This window comes from Flavobacterium weaverense (assembly GCF_003688495.1).
In the GTDB taxonomy this organism is placed as follows: domain Bacteria; phylum Bacteroidota; class Bacteroidia; order Flavobacteriales; family Flavobacteriaceae; genus Flavobacterium; species Flavobacterium weaverense.
The window spans coordinates 259008-274351 of the sequence record NZ_REFH01000007.1; the positions used below are offsets into that span (position 1 = coordinate 259008).

12 protein-coding genes are annotated in these 15344 nt (G+C 33.3%); 3 read left to right on the forward strand and 9 right to left on the reverse strand.

Translation table 11 applies throughout. The features are described from left to right. Positions 1-118 precede the first annotated feature (118 nt). Together BC961_RS01170 and BC961_RS01175 are read right to left on the reverse strand one after the other, a co-directional pair. Positions 119-1306 carry a pyridoxal phosphate-dependent aminotransferase gene (locus BC961_RS01170; RefSeq protein ID WP_121924028.1) on the reverse strand — a complete coding sequence of 396 codons (1188 nt, stop codon included), beginning with the start codon at positions 1304-1306 and terminating at the stop codon, positions 119-121. A 105-nt stretch (positions 1307-1411) separates the two neighbouring features. Next, positions 1412-2503 carry a fatty acid desaturase family protein gene (locus tag BC961_RS01175; protein WP_121924029.1) on the reverse strand — a complete coding sequence of 364 codons (1092 nt, stop codon included), beginning with the start codon at positions 2501-2503 and terminating at the stop codon, positions 1412-1414. Positions 2504-2608: 105 nt separating this feature from the next. On the opposite strand from BC961_RS01175, the gene rsmG reads away from it, so the two are divergent. Next, on the forward strand, positions 2609-3238 hold the full coding sequence (gene rsmG / locus BC961_RS01180; protein ID WP_121924030.1) for a 16S rRNA (guanine(527)-N(7))-methyltransferase RsmG: 630 nt from the start codon (positions 2609-2611) through the stop codon (positions 3236-3238). Positions 3239-3407: 169 nt separating this feature from the next. Here rsmG and pruA read toward each other — a convergent pair whose 3' ends face one another. From pruA to BC961_RS01195, 3 genes are all read right to left on the reverse strand, one after another. Then, on the reverse strand, positions 3408-5036 hold the full coding sequence (gene pruA / locus BC961_RS01185; protein WP_121924031.1) for an L-glutamate gamma-semialdehyde dehydrogenase: 1629 nt from the start codon (positions 5034-5036) through the stop codon (positions 3408-3410). A gap of 292 nt (positions 5037-5328) precedes the next feature. Then, positions 5329-5715, reverse strand: coding sequence for a Co2+/Mg2+ efflux protein ApaG (apaG, locus tag BC961_RS01190; protein WP_121924032.1), 387 nt, complete (start codon positions 5713-5715; stop codon positions 5329-5331). A gap of 81 nt (positions 5716-5796) precedes the next feature. Continuing rightward, positions 5797-7056: a type IX secretion system plug protein gene (locus tag BC961_RS01195; protein WP_121924033.1), complete on the reverse strand. Its 1260-nt coding sequence runs from the start codon at positions 7054-7056 to the stop codon at positions 5797-5799. Between the two features lie 168 nt (positions 7057-7224). On the opposite strand from BC961_RS01195, the gene BC961_RS01200 reads away from it, so the two are divergent. After that, complete coding sequence (locus BC961_RS01200; protein ID WP_121924034.1) at positions 7225-10035, forward strand: M16 family metallopeptidase; 2811 nt, start codon at positions 7225-7227, stop codon at positions 10033-10035. A gap of 63 nt (positions 10036-10098) precedes the next feature. On the opposite strand, the gene BC961_RS01205 is transcribed toward BC961_RS01200, so the two are convergent. The 3 genes from BC961_RS01205 to map all read right to left on the reverse strand — a co-directional run bounded on the left by BC961_RS01205 (position 10099) and on the right by map (position 12206). Beyond that, a complete protein-coding gene (locus BC961_RS01205) occupies positions 10099-10869 on the reverse strand; it encodes a class I SAM-dependent methyltransferase (protein WP_121924035.1) in 771 nt (256 codons plus the stop codon). Between the two features lie 74 nt (positions 10870-10943). Then, a complete protein-coding gene (locus tag BC961_RS01210; RefSeq protein WP_121924036.1) occupies positions 10944-11318 on the reverse strand; it encodes a GxxExxY protein in 375 nt (124 codons plus the stop codon). A gap of 69 nt (positions 11319-11387) precedes the next feature. Beyond that, a complete protein-coding gene (map, locus tag BC961_RS01215; protein WP_121924037.1) occupies positions 11388-12206 on the reverse strand; it encodes a type I methionyl aminopeptidase in 819 nt (272 codons plus the stop codon). Between the two features lie 212 nt (positions 12207-12418). Here map and BC961_RS01220 point away from each other — a divergent pair, with 212 nt between their 5' ends. Beyond that, positions 12419-13606, forward strand: coding sequence for a DUF445 domain-containing protein (locus BC961_RS01220; RefSeq protein WP_245980773.1), 1188 nt, complete (start codon positions 12419-12421; stop codon positions 13604-13606). 164 nt (positions 13607-13770) lie between these two features. Here the strand turns inward: BC961_RS01220 and gpmI are convergent, their stop codons facing one another. Further along, the gene (gene gpmI, locus BC961_RS01225; RefSeq protein ID WP_121924039.1) at positions 13771-15288 is read right to left on the reverse strand and encodes a 2,3-bisphosphoglycerate-independent phosphoglycerate mutase; all 1518 of its coding nucleotides are present in this window, start codon (positions 15286-15288) and stop codon (positions 13771-13773) included. Positions 15289-15344 lie beyond the last annotated feature (56 nt).

A 15344-nucleotide genomic window follows, 5' to 3' on the forward strand; every position in this document is an offset into this window, starting at 1 on the left:
TCTCTTCCCGACGGTTTGGGAGAGAAAGCAGGGTTACGCCCAAAAAAAATAGTTTAAAGTTTGAAGCGATAAACCTTCTAACCTTAAACTATTTATAAATTTTGAAAATGTAGTTGAATTACGCTACTGCTTCTTTGATTCTTCGTAAAGCTTCTTTTAAGATGTCTTCGCTCGTTGCGTAAGAAAAACGGATACAGTTTGCGTTACCAAATGCTTCACCAGTAACCGTTGCTACGTTAGCTTCGCCTAAAAGATACATCGAGAAGTCGTTTGCGTCCTTAATTAATGTTCCTTTTAATGTTTTTCCAAAGAAAGAAGAAACGTCTGGGAAAACGTAGAAAGCGCCTTCTGGAACGTTGATTTTCATTCCTGGAATTTCTTTAATCAATCCTACCACTAAATCACGACGACTATGGAAAGCTTGAACCATTTCATTTAATACTGAAGGATCAGCGTCTACAGCAGTAATTGTTGCGCGTTGTGCAATACTGTTTGCTCCACTAGTTACTTGACCTTGAATTTTTGTACATGCTTTAGCAATGAATTCTGGTCCACCGATGTAACCAATTCTCCATCCTGTCATTGCAAATGCCTTTGCAACTCCATTTACAGTAATTGTTCTTTCCAGCATTCCTGGAATTGACGCGATACTACAGAAAGTTCCAGAAAAATTAATATGCTCGTAGATTTCATCAGCAACTACATATACATGAGGATATTTATCTAAGACTTTAGCTAATGCTGTTAATTCTTCTCTATTGTAAACAGATCCACTTGGATTACAAGGAGAACTGAACCAGATCATTTTAGTTTTTGGTGTGATTGCTGCTTCTAATTGCTCTGGCGTGATTTTGAAATCAGTTTCTACAGAGGTTGGAACTTCTACCGGAACTCCACCTGATAGTTTTACGATTTCAAAATAAGAAACCCAGTAAGGAGCAGGTAAAATTACTTCATCACCATCATTAAGCATAACTTGAGCAATGTTGTATAGAGACTGTTTTGCTCCAGTTGAAACTACGATTTGCGATGGTTTATATTCTAAATTATTATCTCTTTTAAATTTTCTACAGATTGCTTCTTTCAGTTCAACATATCCTTCTACTGGAGAGTAAGTGCTGTAATTTTCATTAATGGCGCGTTTAGCAGCCTCTTTGATAAAGTCAGGAGTATTGAAATCTGGTTCTCCTAAACTTAAACTAATGATATCTTTTCCTTGTGCTTTTAGCTCTCTAGCTAATGCTGCCATTGCTAATGTTTGTGATGTAGCCAGGTTGTTAATCCTGTCTGAAAGTGGATTGCTCATTAAAATTGTGTTGATTTCCCTTATTCTCTGTAAAAAACGAGGGTGGTTAATATTAGTTGTTTTTTAGTTTCTTAAAATTTATTGGTATTTGAAGCAGCATATTAATTACAATGCGGGCTTCATACCCAATTCTTTTAAATGCTTGAAGTGAGCGATCACCGCACTACGCATTGTCTTGTATTCGTAATACGGAAGATTACATTCTTGCGCAGTTTCCTTTACAATTTTTGCAATTTTACCGTAATGAATATGACTGATGTTTGGAAAAATATGGTGTTCTATTTGGTGATTTAATCCTCCAGTATACCAGTTTACAATTTTGTTTTTTGGAGCAAAATTAGTTGTTGTGAACAGTTGGTGAATTGCCCACGTATTGTCCATTTCTCCTAATTCATTTGGAGATGGATTTGTAGTCTCTTCCACAACGTGCGCTAACTGGAAAACTACACTTAGAATTAATCCAGCTGTATAATGCATAACAAAAAATCCAATAAGAACTTTCCACCACGCAATTCCAATTACGATAGGTAGTACAATCCAGATAGAAACATAAATTACTTTAGTAATGATTAGAGTAGTCCAAAGTACTTTTGGGCTTTTAGGTTCTCCGTACGATAATTTTCTTTTTAGATAATTACGCATTTGCTTAAAGTCAGTTGTGATCGCCCAGTTAAACGTAAGCAAACCGTAAAGAAATACAGAATAATATTGTTGGAAACGGTGAAAATTATACCATTTAGCATCTTTTGTAAAACGTATTACGCGACCTGCATCTAAGTCTTCATCATGTCCAGGAATATTAGTATAAGTATGGTGTAATACATTATGCTGAACTTGCCAATTATGCACATTTCCAGCAAGAACATAAATTGTTCCTCCCATGAATTTATTCACCCAACTTTTATTCGAATATGAACCGTGATTTCCGTCATGCATTACGTTCATTCCAACTCCTGCCATTCCAATTCCCATTACAATCGTAAGCAGTAAATGTGCCCAAAACGGCATACCTAATGTTAAGATTAAAAAGTATGGCGCTAGAAAAACGGTAAAAAGAATTATAGTTTTCAAATATAATTTCCAATTTCCAGTTTTTTGGATTTTGTTTTCTTTAAAGTAATTGTTAACCCGAGAGTTAAGAGTTCTGAAGAATTTCAGATTATCTTGCTTTGCAAATGTTGGGGCGTTATTATTCATAAGTGTTTAATAAGTTTCAAAGATAATTATTATAAATTTTTGGATATGCAAAATTGAGATAAATATTTCGACTCTAAAGTGTTACTTTTGTTAAAAAAATAAAAGATGGATGAGATTCTTAAGTATTTTCCTAATTTAACAGATATTCAGAAAGAACAGTTTGAAAAACTAGATTTTTTGTACCACGATTGGAATGAAAAAATCAATGTTATTTCAAGAAAAGATATTGATGCATTGTACACAAAACATATTTTACATTCGTTAGGAATTGCTAAAATTATAAAATTTGAGCCAGGAACTTATGTACTCGACGTAGGTACAGGTGGAGGTTTTCCAGGAATTCCATTAGCTATTCTTTTTCCAGAAACTCGTTTTCATTTGATTGATATTATTGCAAAAAAGATAAAAGTGGTTCAGGGTGTTGTAGATGCTTTAGATTTAAAAAATGTCAAGGCTGAACAACTTCGTGCTGAGAATGTAAAAGGTGATTTTGATTTTATTGTAAGTCGTGCAGTCACAAATATGCCTGATTTTGTATCTTGGGTTAAAACCAAAATCAAAAAGAACAATAAGCACGAATTGAAAAATGGGATTCTGTATTTGAAAGGTGGTGATTTAACGGAAGAATTGAAAGACTTCCCGAAAGCAACAGAGTACAATCTTGCTGATTTCTTTGAGGATGAATTTTTCGAAACTAAGAAAGTGGTGCATTTACCATTGAAGTTTGTGGTTTAATAAGTCGTAAAATTAAGAGAAGCTTGGCAAAGCAATCGTATTACATGAGCAATTTATAGGATTGCTTCGTTCCTCGCAATGACAAAAAATAAACCCCACGAGATTCAAATTATTTTGAATCTTGTGGGGTTTGATAATTATAGTGTGATTGCTTCGTTCCTCGCAATGACTATTCTCCTAAAAACGGGTATCTGTAATCTGTTGGAGTTACAAATGTTTCTTTTATAGTTCTTGCTGAAGTCCAACGCAATAAATTTTGCATAGAACCTGCTTTATCATTTGTTCCTGATCCTCTTGCTCCACCAAAAGGTTGCATTCCTACGACAGCTCCAGTTGGTTTATCATTGATGTAGAAGTTACCTGCAGCATTTTGTAACGCTACTGTAGCTTCTTCAATTGCGTAACGGTCTTGACTGAAAACAGCACCAGTTAAAGCATACTCAGAAGTAGTATCAACTAATTTTAAAGTTTCTGCCCATTTTGCATCTTCATACACGTAAATAGTAACTACAGGTCCAAATAATTCAGTTTCCATTGTAGTGTATTTAGGGTTTGTTGTTAAGATAACTGTTGGCTCGATGAAATAGCCTTTTGATTTATCATAGTTTCCACCAATGATTACTTCAGCATCAGTATCTTTTTTAGCTTGATCAATAAATTTAGCTAATTTGTCAAATGAAGCTTCAGAGATAACAGCAGTAATAAAGTTGCTCATATCTTCTGGAGAACCCATTTTCATTGATTTCAAATCAGCTTCTAATTCGCTTTTAATCGCTGGCCACAAACTTTGCGGAACATATACACGAGAAGCTGCACTACATTTTTGACCTTGGTACTCAAATGCCCCACGAGCAATTCCAGTTGAAACTTGTTTAGAGTTTGCAGATGGATGTGCGATAATAAAATCTTTTCCACCAGTTTCTCCTACAATTCTTGGATATGTTTTGTATTTACTGATGTTCGTTCCAATTTTTGCCCAAATATCATTGAAAACCCCTGTTGAACCTGTAAAGTGAACTCCTGCAAAATCAGGACTTGCTAATAACGTTTCAGTTACCATCGCTGAGTCACCCATTACCATATTAATTACACCATCAGGTAATCCTGCTTCTTTGAAAATTTGCATTAATAAGTTAGCAGAGTATACTTGAGTTGCTGCTGGTTTCCACACTACCACATTCCCCATTAAAGCGGCACTTGCTGGTAAGTTTCCAGCAATAGCTGTAAAGTTAAAAGGTGTAATTGCGTAAACAAAACCTTCGAGAGGTCTGTATTCAACACGATTCCACATGTCTGAATTAGACTTAGGCTGTTCGCTATAAATTTGAGTCATATATTCTACATTGAAACGTAGAAAATCTATTAATTCGCAAGATGCATCAATTTCAGCCTGATAAATAGACTTAGATTGCGCAATCATAGTTACTGCATTAATTTTAGCTCTGTATGGACCTGCGATTAATTCAGCTGCTTTTAAGAAAATACCAGCACGTTGTTCCCATGCCATATTTGCCCATGCAGTTCTAGAGGTAAGAGCTGTTTTAATAGCTCCTTCTATATGTGATTTTTCAGCTAAATGATAGGTACCAACAATATGCTGGTGATCATGAGGTGCTGACATTGTTTTAGTATTTCCAGTTCTAATTTCTTCGCTTCCAATGTAAAGAGGTACGTCAATTTTAGCGTTCCACATTTCTTTGTAAGCTGCAAGTACAGCTGCTCTTTCTGGCGAGTTAGGTGCGTAGCTTTTTACAGGCTCGTTTACCGCTTTTGGTACATGAAAAAATCCTTTTAACATAGTTGTAAAATTATAAAATTAGAATAATGCGTTGTGTGTTTTTATCTAAAACACAAAAGTACAAAGGATTCTTTAAAGAAATGATGTTTTTAGTGCTAAAGTAAACACAATATTTATCGATAGTCGTGTTTTAGCCCTGATCGTAGTGGAAAGCTTTTTGTAGCATCGTTATATTTTTTCTTGTAAATAAGAGCGACTTTAGAAGCTCCTTAATTTACTTAGAAAAAAATAAAAGAGAATATAAAAACTTGAAATGTAGAGCAGGATTAGCTTCTTAAAAAATTACTAAAATCTAGTTTAGTGCAAATGGCGCGCTCAACCTAAAAGCTGGTACTATTACTTTAAAGTTTCTAGTTGATGTGAAATTAATCATATTGAAATGTCCTTTCATGGCTCCATATGGAGATGATAATAAGCAACCAGAACTATAGGTATGTAATTCACCAGGTTTCAAAACCGGCTTTTTTCCAATAATGCCTTCGCCATCTACAACTTGAATGTCATTCAAAGAATCAAATATTTCCCAATGACGTGATATTAACTGCACCGAATCTTTGCTGTGGTTTTCAATTGTTATTTGATAACTAAAAGCAAAATGAATCTTGTAGTTTTTAAAGTATGTTCCTTCAAAACTAGTCAATACTGATATTTTAATGCCTCTTGTTATTTGAGAAACCATAATGATTGAATGAATTTGGGTTTATTAATGTCAAATTTACAAAAAATTGATGTCGATAAGTCAGTTTTCAAAAAAGAATTTTTAGTTGGTGCTGTTTATAGAATTTGCCATTCCTTTCCCAACAACTCTGTCATAACGATCAATACCTTCTCGATAATAGACTAAAATAGTGTACTCATTTTCTGTTTGGTAAAAATTACCATCGATTGAATTTTCAACATCAATTACGCCTTTATTATCAGCAACTGTATATTGAAAATTAGTAAATCCCTGTTTGATAAGAATTGCCTTTTCGTATGTTGCTTTTTTAGCATTGTATTCCATTTTATATTCATCTGTCAAACTATAATTGTTGAACATACCAGTTACGTAAATGTCTTTATTCAATGAAAAAGTTGGAGCCGATAAGCTAAAATAAACCCAAGCATAATCTGATTCGATTTCGCTGTTAAAGGCATTAATATTTTTAACAACAAAATTTCCATTGATATCTTGCGAAAATGAATAAGGAAAGTTTGTCCTAGCTGCGCTTGTGTATAATCGCGAACCATAAATAGCTGTGTCAGAATCAATTTTTGCTACATTGTTTGCGGCTGATCTAATATCTTTATTTTCGAAATATAAAAACTCATTTCCAGCCCAAAACTGAGTTGGTGTGTCGTACTTATAAATGAGTTCGTTACCAATTGTATACTGAGGAGCGACATTTTGAATAGAAGAGTTAAACTGTCCATTTTGCAGTAAAACAACTTTTACATTCTTTAATGGATTTTGAAAATTTATAGTTTTAGATCTAATTGTAAATTCTAAATTCTGTTTAGTATCCATGCTGTTTGCAGTTCTAGCTCTTTTAACTTGAGCAGGAACTGTGACTAAATCTTCAACTAAAATTAATTTTCTTGAGAAAACAATTTCTTTATTTTCGTCTAAAATCTTAATCATATAATTACCGCTAATCTTTAATTGTAGGGTAAACTGATTTGGAATTGCTAATTTGTAGTGAGAGTATATCTGTAATGTGTTGAATGAGTTACTATAGTTTTGAATACGCTGATTGTCAAAACCTTCTAAATATTCGTTTTTTGGTAATCCTGAAGGAACCCAATTATAATCACAATGAATAATTTCGTAATAATAATTAGCTTCGTTGCCAAATAAATCATCAAATTGAAGTTGGAATCCTTCACCTAAATTTATAATAGGAACTATATTTTGCTCATTTTGTATAAATGATACGGTCTTAATATTATAGGGTGGAGTTATTTCTTTCTCCGCTTGCGCAAAAGTAAAACTGCTAACAAAGAATAAAAGAAGCGTTATTTTATAAAATATTTTTGTCATTTTTTCGTGCTTATTATTTGGTAAATATAAGGAATGCTTCGATTTATTACTTATTAATTTAATTTCGATAAAATTCTAATTTTCTTGATGTAATACTCATTCATTATAACGTAATATTGTTGCTACTTGTTTCTTGGCATCAGATTTTTGCTCAAATAAATTACTCTTATGAAACTATTGATACGCTCATTCTTTGCTCTTTTAATATTTCCGCTCGCTTGTTTTGCTCAGAAAATAGATTACTCAGAACTGATTCCATTAGATCCTACAGTAAAAATGGGAAAGCTTGAAAACGGTTTGACCTATTATATCAAGAAAAATGCCAAGCCCGAAAATAAAGTAGATCTGCGATTAGTAGTAAATGCAGGTTCGATCTTAGAAAATGTTGACCAGCAGGGATTAGCGCATTTTATTGAACATATGTGCTTCAATGGAACAAAGAATTTTCCTAAGAATCAGTTGGTAGATTATTTACAGAGTATTGGAGTGAAATTTGGCCGACATTTAAACGCATACACGAGTTTTGATGAAACTGTTTATTTTTTACCAATACCTTCCGATAGTCCAGAAAAGTTAGAAAAGGGATTTCAAATCCTTGAAGATTGGGCCTTTAATACTGTTCTAACTGCAGAAGAAATTGATAAAGAAAGAGGTGTTGTTTTAGAGGAATATCGGTTGGGTTTAGGAGCGGAGAAAAGAATGGAGTCTCGCTATCTTTTAAAGATGATGTATAATTCTAAATATGCAGAACGATTGCCTATCGGAAAAAAAGAAATATTAGAAAATTTTCAACATAAATCTTTAATTGATTTTTATAAACATTGGTATCGTCCCAACTTAATGAGTGTAATTGTTGTGGGTGATATCGATGTGCTGGAAATGGAAAATAAAATTATTTCTCATTTTTCACAATATAAAAACCCATCAAATGCAAAAAGGAGAAAGGTTTTTGAAGTTCCTAATCACAATGAAACATTTGTAGCTATAGAAAGTGATAATGAAGCTTCAGCTTCTCAAGTTTTACTGCTTTATAAAGACTACTCTGCGCCAAAAGCAATTGTAAACATTGGAGATTTTAAAAATTATATTGAGCAAGGATTGTTTTCTACAATTTTAAATAATCGATTAGACGAACTGACTAATTCTGCTGCTGCGCCTTTTATTTCGGGATATTCTTCTTACGGAGATACTTTTGCTAGAAACAAAAAAGGATATCAATCTGCGGCGACTTCGAAAGAAAATCAGCATTTAGCCACTCTTCGTTCCCTAGTTGTGGAGAATGAAAGAGTGCGAAAATTTGGTTTTACAGCTGGAGAATTAGAGCGAGCCAAAAATGAATTTAGTTCTTCCATTGAACAAGCCTATAACGATCGAGATAAGTTGAATTCAGAAAATTTTGCTACAGAATACCAAGCTAATTTTTTAGAAGGTAAACCCGCGCCGGGAGTTGAATGGACTTATGAAAAAATGAAACAAATTTTAACTCTGATCACATCGACGGATGTGAATATTTTAATAAACGATTATTTAAAAGAAGATAACCGTGTCGTCATTTTGACTGGTCCAGAAAAAGATGGTGTAAAAAATATAACAGAAAAAGAGGTTTTAGAAGCTTTAAAAATTGACATAAAAGAGCTTGAGCCATACCAAGACGTAGTAATTGCGAAGAGTTTAATTCGAAATCATATTGTGCCAGGAGTAATTGTAAGAAGGGAAAGTAATTCTAAAATTCAAACAAAAACGTTGATTTTATCAAATGGAGTAAAAGTGACTTATAAAAATACAGATTTTAAAAATGATGAGGTATTGTTTGAAGCAATTAGTTTTGGAGGAAGCAATATGTATTCCAATGCTGATATGAAAAAAGTTCAGTTTGCCAACGCAGCGCTTACGGAAGCTGGTTTTTCAGGATTAAAACTGAATGATATTAATAAGTTTATGGCTGGAAAACTGGCAAGCGTTCAACCTTACATTGGGATTTTTAATGAAGAATTGAAAGGAATTGCCACACCTAAAGATTTAGAATATCTATTCCAAATGACACATGCTTTTTTTACTGATTTGAATTTTGATGAGTCTGCGTTTGAAGGTTTTAAACAAAAGCAATCCGCAATTTTTTCGAATCTTGCTTCCCAACCTAACTTTTATTTCCAACAAGAATTTTACACTTTCTTAAATAAGCAAAATCCCCGATTTAATGGCGTTATTCCTTCAGCTGAAACATGGTTAGAAATGGACTATAAATTAGCATACACTAAATACAAGGAGCGATTCGCAAACGCGGCTGATTTTGAGTTTTACTTTGTGGGAAATATTGATGATAAAACGATTGAAGAATTCTCCTTAAAGTATTTAGCTTCTCTTCCGGCTTCTCAGAAAAGAGAAAACGCAGTGGATTTGGGATATCGAATGATTAAAGGAGACTTTAAAAAGGTTGTGAATAAAGGAACTGATCCTAAAAGTAATGTGCTCATTATGTATTACGGTGATACTGAATATTCAGATAAGGATGCCTTGACCATTGAAGCGCTTGCTGAGGTTTTGACGATTAAACTAATAGAACAGTTGCGTGAAAATGAAAGTGGCGTTTACGGCATTTCAGCACGAGGTAATTTGACAAAGGTTCCTAATGAATCTTTTAATTTTACGATCGGTTTTCCGTGTGGTCCAGAGAATACCGAAAAATTAATAGCATCCGCATTAAAAGAAGTTCAGAACATTATTGAAAATGGACCTACTGAAAAAGATCTTGCTAAATTTAAAGAGGGTGAATTATCAGACTACAGAAGTAATATTAAGAAAAATAGATATTGGTTATCAAATTTTATTTCATCTTATAACAATCAAACTAATCCTGAAGATATTTTAAATTACGAAAATTTAGTCAAAGAAATCACAGTAAGAGACATTCAAGATATTGCTAAAAAGTTCCTTTCAAAAGATAAAGTGATTGGTGTTTTAATGCCTGAAGAAAAGTAAAATTTCTGTAGGAAAGTCATAAAAAAACCTGCTAAAAATAATTTTAGCAGGTTTTGATGAATCTTATTTAAAACAAACGGGAATAACCTCTCCTTTAGCTAAACAATATTTTTCTACTAATTCAGGAGCAATTTTATTAGTGTAGTCTTCTTCAATTACTTTGAATCCAATGCTCCTTAACTTGTCAAAATAGTCACGACCGTATATTCTAACATGATCGTATTGTCCAAAAATTTTAGCACGCTCTTTTTGGTCGGTTATAGTATCGTCAGCAAATGTAACTGCTCTTGATAAATCCTGAGGAATCTGCAAAATTGCCATTCCACCAGGTTTTAAAACGCGATACAGTTCTTGCATTGCTTTAGTATCATCTGGAATATGTTCTAAAACGTGATTGCAAAGTATAACATCATATTGATTGTCCTCAAAAGGTAAATTACATATATCTGCTTTTACATCCGCTAAAGGCGAAAATAAATCAGTGGTTGTATAATCTATGTTCTTCTGGTTTCTAAATAATTTATAGAATGCTTGTTCTGGTGCAAAATGTAAAACTTTCTTTTTCTCTTTAGAAGTAAAAAAATCAGTTTGCTCATTTAAATACAACCATAATAAACGGTGTCGCTCTAAAGAAAGTGTACTTGGAGACAGTACGTTATTTCGCTGCGTTTCGTATCCGTAAGGTAGCATTGACTTGAAACTTTTCCCATCAATAGGGTCAGTGTATTTATCTCCTTTTAAAGAAAAAGCGATTATTGGTCTCGCCACATAGCTTAAACGAATAAGTAATGGTCGAGGTATTGTGTTGAGGATTAATTTAAAAACAGATTTCATAGGGTAAAGTTTAAACACGAATTACAAAGATTAGCACAAATTATAAATTTTGAAATGTATTTCACGAATTTAAATTATAAAATAATTCTTTTATATTTTAAGCTGTATTCTCCAAAATTCACTAAAAGTCCCAACTTGTTTTTAGACGATGCCAAATAATTTAATGTTTGTTTCGTGTCACTATTAGTTAGTTGTGAAATTGCTTTTACTTCAAAAATTATTTCATCGTAAACAACAAAATCGGCCACGTACTTTCTAGGTAAAATAATTTCTTTATATAAGATTTCGTATATTTTTTCTCTTTCAAATGGAATTCCATTTACTCTTAATTCATATTCTAGCGCATCTTTATAAACGACTTCACTATGACCGCGGCCTAAAATATTGTGAACTTCCATGCAAATACCAATAATTTTATAGGATTGTTCTTTTAAGTAAATATCACTCATACTTAAATTTTTTTTGTGAAATTTATATACTTATTAATTTGTGCTAATTTGTGAAATTCGTGTCTGTAATTAAATTACTAAAGGCACTTTTCTAAACTCATCTTCCTCATTACTGACGATTCCTAGAGCTTTATAGATATAAGCAAAAGTGGATAAAATTTCTGGTTTTCCATCAATAATAGCAACGTCATGTTCAAAGTGCGCACTTGGTTTTCCATCAGCTGTGGTGATTGTCCAGCCGTCTTTATGTTGTTTGATGTTTCTTGTCCCAAGGTTGATCATCGGTTCGATAGCAACCACCATTCCTTCAACAAACAGTTTTCCTCTTCCTTTTCTACCATAATTTGGCATTTCAGGATCTTCGTGCATTTTTTGGCCAACACCGTGTCCTACTAATTCACGTACAACACCATAACCATGAGCTTCTGTGTATTTCTGAATTGCATTACCAACATCCTCCACGCGATTTCCAAGTCTTAATTCTCGGATTCCAACATATAAAGATTCTTTGGTTATCTGAAGTAATTTTCTGGTTTCTGGAGCGACTTCACCAATTTCAAATGAATACGCATGATCACCATGATATCCGTTTTTGTAAGCGCCACAATCCACAGAAATAACATCACCGCTTTCCAATGGCTTGTTATTAGGAATTCCGTGCACTACTTGTGAGTTCGGACTCATACAAAGTGAGTTTGGAAAATCATATAAACCAAGAAAACTTGGAACAGCTCCGTGATCACGAATAAATTCTTCTGCTAGTTTGTCTAAATATAAAGTAGTAACTCCTTCTTTAATTTCAGAAGCGACCATTCCTAAAGTTTTTGATACGATTAACGCACTTTCGCGCATTAATTCTATTTCTTCACGAGATTTTACAATAATCATAATTCTTGTTTTTCAGTTGGCAAAAGTACGATTTTATAATTATTTATGTGAGTTTGGTTAATTATAAAACGCAAGCGTTTCTTAGACCTTTTCGAGAAAAAGTAACAAAATGAATTAATCGTTATAAAAACAAATCACTAAATTAGTGCCATCTAAAAACAGAAATACACCTAATGGATAGTACTGAAACTAAAAAAAAGAATTTAAATAGAATGAAAAGCATCGCCCTTAGTGTATTAGGGTTGGCCGTTGTTTGCTTTTTTGTAGCGCATCATTATAAGATAGGTTGGCTTAAAGCAATTAGTGAGGCTGCTATGGTTGGTGGTATTGCCGATTGGTTTGCAGTAGTAGCTTTATTCAAGCATCCACTAGGAATTCCGATTCCGCATACCGCTCTGATTCCAAACAATAAAGATAGTATTGGACAAAATTTAGGAAGTTTTGTATCCGATGAATTTTTAATAAAGGAAAAGTTAGAAATTAAATTAGACGAATTTGATTTTGCTACCAAAGCAACAAATTGGATCAAAGAGGATAAAAATGCGGCTACAATTTCTGATTTAGTTGTTGAAAACGTTATTCCAGGAATTCTAAAAACGATCGATGATGCCGATGTAAAGAATTTTATACAACGACAATTTGAAAGTAAAATGCAAGAATTGAATTTTGGTCAATGGGTTGCAGTTGCTTTAGAATCTTTATCTAAAAGTGAAAAACAATCAGAATTAATTACTGAGGTTTTAACTGTTTTAGCGACGGAGCTGGAGGCAAATAGGTTAGATATCAATGAAAAAGTTAAAACTGCGACACCGTGGTACACATTAGGTGTTGCTGATAAAAAAATTGCTGATGGAGTTTTTAATGGACTTTATGAATTTTTAGAAATGGCAAAGGAGCACGATAGTTCCATCCGCCAAAAAATAAATTTATACATTTTAAATTTTATAGAAGATTTAAAACACTCACCAGAAATGCAGCAGAAAATCAGCACTCTGATAACTGAGTTTACACAAAAAGAAGAAGTTCAAAATTATATTGGATCGATTTGGCAGGAAATAAAAGATAATGTTACGACTGATCTGGATAAAGGTTCCGATTCTAAAATCAAATCAAATTTAACAAGTATGATTATGAACTTTGGTGACACAATTCAAAATGATACTATAATGACAACGAAAATCAATACATTTATAAAGGTTGATTTGTTAGGTGTTTTACTTCGAAATAAAAAATCGATTGGAGACTTAATTGCAACCTCTGTTCAGAGTTGGGATAAAAAAGAAATAGCTGATAAATTAGAGTTGGAAGTTGGTAAAGATTTACAATTCATACGAATCAATGGAACTGTAGTTGGCGGATTCGTTGGTTTATTGATTTATTTTGTTGAGCAATTTATTTAAAAGATCTACTGTGTGTTTTCTTTCTTATTTTTTCACGCTGGACAAATCTTAAATAATTTCCTCTACTGAATTTAGATGTGCGACGTTTACTATTTTTAAAACTAAATCTTTCTCTAAAAAAAAATGCTGTCCTATTAAGACAGCATTTTTAATTTATAAATTATTTATAGCAAGGAATGACAACTCATTACTTCAGGTTTTTCAACTCCCATCAATTCTAAGATTGTTGGAGCTATATCACCTAAAACTCCATTGTGAATCTGTTTCAACTCTTTATCGACTAATATAATTGGGACTGGATTTGTCGTGTGAGCCGTATTCGGACTTCCATCGGGATTAATCATTGTTTCACAGTTTCCGTGATCTGCAATGACAATTGTTGTGTAATTATTAGCTAATGCAGCCGCAATTACTTTTTCTACACACTTGTCAACCGCTTCACAGGCTTGTATCGCAGCACTCATTATTCCAGTGTGTCCTACCATATCACCATTTGCAAAATTCAGACAAACAAAGTCGACTTCTCCTTTATTAAGTTCAGGAACTAAAGCATCTGTTAATTCATAAGCACTCATTTCTGGCTGTAAATCGTAAGTTGCAACCTTTGGCGAGTTTTTTAATATCCTGCTTTCTCCGTCAAATGGCATTTCTCGTCCACCAGAAAAGAAAAAGGTAACGTGGGGATATTTCTCTGTTTCAGCAATTCTAATTTGCTTTTTATTTGCTTTTTCTAAAACCTCACCAAGCGTTTCTGTTATGTTATCTTTATTGTAAACAACTTTTACATTCTTGTACGTTTCGTCATAATTTGTCAGCGTTACATAATACAAATTAAGTTTATGCATATTGTGTTCGTGACAATTTATCTGTGTTAAAACTTCAGTCAATTCGCGCCCTCTGTCTGTTCTAAAGTTGAAGAAAATAACAACATCTTCTTCTTCGATAGTAGCTAATGGTTTATCAGCATCATCGACGATAACTGTTGGGTGAATGAATTCATCAGTTACATTTACTTCGTAGCTTTCTTCGATTGAAGCGACTGCATCTTTTGAATGAGTTCCAACACCGTTTACTAATAATTCGTAAGCTAATTTTACTCGTTCCCAGCGTCTGTCGCGATCCATAGCGTAATAACGTCCAATTATCGACGCTAATTTTACAGTAGTATTAGCAATATAATCTTGTAAATCTTGAATGTAATGTTTACCCGATTTTGGATCCACGTCGCGACCATCGGTGAAGGCGTGAACAAAAACATTTTCTAGTCCGTATTGTTGCGTTGCATCAATCAGTCCACGTAAGTGAGAGGTGTGAGAATGAACGCCACCATCTGAAACAAGTCCTAAAAAGTGTACTTTTTTATTGTTAGCCTTTGCATATGTAAAAGCGTCTATTAATACTTGCTCTTTTGCTAAGGTGTCATTGGCTACAGCCAAATTAATTTTAGCTAAATCCTGATAAACAATTCGGCCGGCACCAAGATTCATGTGTCCGACTTCGCTATTTCCCATTTGCCCTTCAGGCAGTCCCACATTCAAACCGTCAGTTCGAAGTTGAGCACTTGGATAATTTCTATATAAGCTATTTATAAAGGGTACGTTAGCGTTGTCAATTGCTGAAACTTTTGGATCAGGAGATTTTCCCCAACCGTCCAAAATCATAAGAATTACTTTTTTATTCATCGCAAAGTTATTTTAAACAAAGATAAAGTATTTCTAAAAATTGAAGTCACTTCATT